3 protein-coding genes and 1 other RNA gene are annotated in these 4475 nt (G+C 65.6%); 2 read left to right on the top strand and 2 right to left on the bottom strand.

The genetic code is table 11. From position 1 onward, the window contains the following. Positions 1 to 715: 30S ribosomal protein S12 methylthiotransferase RimO (locus VGQ94_10790; GenBank protein ID HEV2022995.1), on the bottom strand; the 715-nt coding region annotated here is incomplete at its 3' end. Positions 716 to 761: 46 nt separating this feature from the next. Beyond that, positions 762 to 2948, bottom strand: coding sequence for a DUF3488 and transglutaminase-like domain-containing protein (locus VGQ94_10785; GenBank protein ID HEV2022994.1), 2187 nt, complete (start codon positions 2946 to 2948; stop codon positions 762 to 764). 90 nt (positions 2949 to 3038) lie between these two features. On the opposite strand from VGQ94_10785, the gene ffs reads away from it, so the two are divergent. Together ffs and VGQ94_10775 are read left to right on the top strand one after the other, a co-directional pair. Continuing rightward, positions 3039 to 3136: signal recognition particle sRNA small type (gene ffs / locus VGQ94_10780), an RNA gene on the top strand. 100 nt (positions 3137 to 3236) lie between these two features. Next, positions 3237 to 4241, top strand: coding sequence for a beta-ketoacyl-ACP synthase III (locus VGQ94_10775; protein ID HEV2022993.1), 1005 nt, complete (start codon positions 3237 to 3239; stop codon positions 4239 to 4241). Positions 4242 to 4475 lie beyond the last annotated feature (234 nt).

Raw genomic sequence — 4475 nt, 5'->3', positions numbered from 1 at the left:
CCACCACCGACTCGAACCTGCGCGAGCGGAACTTGCCCCGGAGCTGCGGGATGATGCAGAAGGTGCAGGGATGGTCGCAGCCCTCGGCAATCTTGATGTAGGCCGAGGAGCGCGGCGTGGCCAGCATCCGCGGCGTGGTCTCGTCATAGAGGTAATTGGGAAGATCGGCGAGCGCGCCCTCCCAGGCGTCGCGCCGGAAGCGCCCGCTCTGCTCCCGCGCCTCGCCCTCGGGACGCGACGGGAGGACCACAAACGGGCCGTGTGGCACAGTCTTGCTCGGCTGTGCGATTCCTGCGGCTTTCAGAATGTCTTCCAGCTCCCCCGTGCCCACCACCGCATCCACTTCCGGGATGTTCTTCTGGATCTCGTTGCGATAGCGCTCCACCAAACACCCGGCGACGATGAGCTTCCGGGCCCGTCCCCCGGGGTTCGAAGGAGAAGCCTTGTGCGCGGCCATCTCCAGGATGGTGTTCACCGACTCCTGCTTGGCGGTTTCGATGAACGAGCAGGTGTTGACCACGATGACGTCGGCGTCTTCCGCGCGCGTGGTGATCTCGGCTCCGCCCGCCGCCAAAAGACCCATCATCACCTCGCTGTCCACCAGGTTCTTGGGACAGCCCAGGCTGACGAAGCCCACCCGCACGGGTTTCGTCGTGCGGCGGCTCTCGGCCGCGGAGCTCCCGCAAGTTTCTGCCGTGATTTCGTCAACTGGCATAGAATCTATCGATTCTAGCATCCGGTCCCTGAGGCCATTGGCGCGGCTAGCGCCCGGAGCGAATCGACTGGTACAGCTCAGGAAGTCGCTGTGCGTCTTCTGCCGAGTCGCCGAATCTTGCGCGCTCGTAGCGCAAGATGAAGGCCTCGACCGAGCGGCGCACCTGCGGATCGTCGATGGTGATCAGGAACTCTTCCGGGGTCTGCGCCGGAGCCCGGGGCCACCCGCGCCGGGCCAGCGACCGCGTCATGCGCTCGTACCAGATGCTGGCCGCGGCTTGCGGGGCGCGCGCCGGACGCCGCGCCAGCCATTGCCGTCTTCCGCCGCGCCACAGCTTCCGCGCGTTGATCAGGAGCAGCAGTCCGGAGAGCCCGATGACGCCGCGCAAGCCCCACTCCCGCGGCTGCTCCTGCGCTCGCCGCCGCGTCTGGCGCGCCGCTTCCAGCAGCTCCGAGTATTTCCGCTTCGCCCACTGCTGCAAGCTCAGGAAGTACTGCCGGCCACTCACGGTCATGTTCTGGCCCAGCGTGTTCTGGTGGGAGAAGTCGTAGTTCACCACCCACTCACGCCAGAATTCGCTCATGGCGTCGAAGTACAGGAGCATCCGCTGCCAGCCGCCGGCCAACGGGTGGTTGGAGGCGGGTGTGGGATCGAAGGCCACCCAGCCCTGTCCGGGGAAGTAGGCTTCCACCCAGGAGTGCGCATCGCGCGCCCGGATGATGTAGCTTCCGGTCAGGTCGTTGAACTCGCCGGTGCGGAATCCGTTCACAATGCGCGACGGGATTCCCAGTTCCCGCAGCATCAGGGCCATGGACGAAGCAAAGTACTCGCAGTGTCCTTCCTTGCGCTCGAAGAGGAAGTTGGCTACCGGGTCGCGGGGCGGAGTCGCGGGAAGCTGGAGCGTGTAGCCGTAGCGCGCTTGCAGGTGGAGCTCAAGGGCGCGCGCGCGGTCGTAATCGTTGGTGGCCTTGGCGGTGACCTGACGTGCGAGGGGAGGGATGCGCGCGTCCATCTTCGCCGGCAGCTGCAGGTAGCGCTCCTGGATCTCCGGCGGAAGCTCGCCCGCCGCGGCCCGCAACACCGTCGCCGACGGCGTCCGCAGGTTGGAGACTGCTTCGTAGGCGTTGATCACGCGGTAGCGGTCGCTATTAAAGACCGCCCCCGTGTCATCGTCCACCGCGATGTTGCGGTAGTTGACATAGAGGACCTGGGCGATGGGGGCCAGGAAAAATACGTCGCTGCCCAACATGGGCTCGGTGACCACCCGGTAGCGGATCTGGAAAGCAGGACGGGTCTGGAGGTACTCCGCGGGCGCGGGGGCGTCCGCCAAAAGCTCAAAGCGGCCGCCGGGCTGCGAGAGCACACGGCGATCGCGATCGCGCCTGTTGTTGAACCAGCGGTGGCCGTCGAAGGTCGACAGGGCCACGCCGCGCCACTTCAGGTCGTAGGCGCCCTGGCTGTCGTCCGCGATGCGGATGTGCATCACCACCTGGCTCGACTGCTGAATCTCCCCGATCTGTCCCAGCCGGACCTCGTCGCTGAAGCCGCTGGCCAGCTCGTTGCGCGGGGCGTAGGCGGTCAGGTACCCCGCGGTGATGCGCGGCAGCACGAAGAAGATCCCCGCCGCGCCCAGGAGGATGGCCACCATCAGCGCCAGCGAGGTGGTGGAGAGCGACCAGGGCATGCGGCGGCGGAGTTCGGCGGGTTCGCGGGCGCGTCCCGAGGCCTCCGCCCCGGAGCGCTTCATCTCCATGCTCACGAAGGTCGTCACCGCCAGCAGCGCGAACAGGCTGAAGGCCGCCAGGAACAGGCTGTCCACGGTGAGCACCGCCGCCATCAGCACCATGCCGAACGAGAGCGCCGCCAGATAGAGGTGGTCGCGATAGCGCTCCACCGAAAAAATCTTCACCGCCATGATGAGCAGGATGAGGTGGACCGTCGCCGTGAGGAAGCTGTCCGAGATCAGGAAGAAGTCCGCCAGGTAGAAGACCACATAAACAAAGGTGAGGTAGTTGGTCCAGCGCACCGGGATCACCGGCGTCCGCCCCTTGAGCAGGAGGTATCCTCGCAAGGCCAGCGCCGCGGCGAAGAACACGACCGAGAGGGCGTCGAGCTTTCCCGTGCTGGCCAGAGTGGCGAAGCCGGTGACGATCAGCAGGTAGAGCGAGATCTCGTAGTAGCGCTCGATCACGCTCTGGCCCAGGCTCGCGGGCGCGCTGGTTTCCGGCGGCATCGAAGGAGATTGTAGTCCCTACGCCCGCGGCAGGCGCGGGGTTCGGCTCGGCCGATCCCCGATCGCCCGATGCTAGAATGTCCCGTCAGGCATTGGGCCCCGCGCGATGCAATCCCGCCAATCCCGCCAGGTCCGGAAGGAAGCAACGGTAACGGGCTCGTGCGTGTGCAGCGAGTGTCCCGGTGCCTGGCCTAGTTTCCCAGACCCGCGTCCACCGGAATCAGCCTGAGAAATTGTTTTTCCCGGCTCCGTAGTCCAGAATAGCGGTCGCATCACCGGAGAATTCATTTGCCACGGGCGAAGATCACCGCTCTCGGGACCTACGTCCCGCCCCGCCTTTTGACCAACGCCGACCTGGAGAAGATGGTCGAGACCTCCGACCAGTGGATCCTGGAGCGCACCGGCATCCGCCAGCGGCACATCGTGGACAAAGGGATGGCCACCTCCGACCTGGCACTGGAGGCGGCGCGGCGCGCGCTCGCCCAGCGCGGCATCCCCGCAACCGAGATCGAGGCCATCCTCGTGGCCACCGTCACTCCCGACATGTTTTTTCCCGCCACCGCCTGCATCCTCCAGGACAAGCTGGGCGCGGCCGGCGCCTGGGGATTCGACGTCTCCGCCGCCTGCTCCGGCTTCCTCTACGCCCTGCAGACCGGGGTGCAGTTCATCCAGACGGGCGCGCATAAGAAGGTGCTGGTCATCGGCGCCGACGTCATGTCCTCCATCATTGATTACACCGACCGCGCCACCTGCGTGATCTTCGGCGACGGCGCGGGCGCCATCCTGCTCGAACCCGCCCTCGAAAAGGACGGCAAGGACGGCGCCTGCTACTTCATGGACTTCATCCATGAAGTGGACGGTTCCGGCGGCTGCGCCCTCTACATGCCCGGCGGCGGCAGCCGCAATCCTTCGACCCATGAGACCGTGGACAAGAACATGCACGTCGTCCACCAGGACGGTGGGGCGGTCTTCAAGTACGCCGTGCGCAAGATGACCGAGGTCTGCGAGAACCTGCTCAAGCGCAACGGCTTCACCGGCAAGGACGTGAACTGCTTCATTCCCCACCAGGCCAACGGGCGCATCATCACCGCCACCGCCGATCGCGTCGGCCTGAACCCCGACCGCGTCATCATCAACATCGACGAGTTCGGCAACACCACCGCCGGCACCATCCCGCTGGCCATGCAGACGGCACTCGACCAAGGCAAGCTGAAAAAGGGAGACTTAGTGCTTCTAGCCTCCGTGGGAGCAGGATTTACGACCGGCGCCACGCTGCTGCGCTGGGCCTACTAACCTCTGTTTGTCATCCTGAGCGAGACGCCTCTTACTTGTGTCGAGCGAAGGATCTAGGCGAGCGACCGCGCGGGTGCGCGACGCGAGCATCCTCTTAGGGAAGACGCGGAGCCAGTACTAGAGCTTCTTCTTCTGCTCTCGGTCCTTCGCCGCATCCAGCGGACGCTGGGGCTCGGTCATCCTCGCCGGGTCGAGGATCTCGGCAATCTCTTTCTCCGACAGCAGTTTCTTCTC

Source organism: Terriglobales bacterium, assembly GCA_035937135.1.
In the GTDB taxonomy this organism is placed as follows: Bacteria; Acidobacteriota; Terriglobia; order Terriglobales; family Acidobacteriaceae; genus DASYVL01.
Note: the sequence above shows the minus strand (reverse complement) of the source record. Positions and strands in the feature narration are given on the sequence as shown.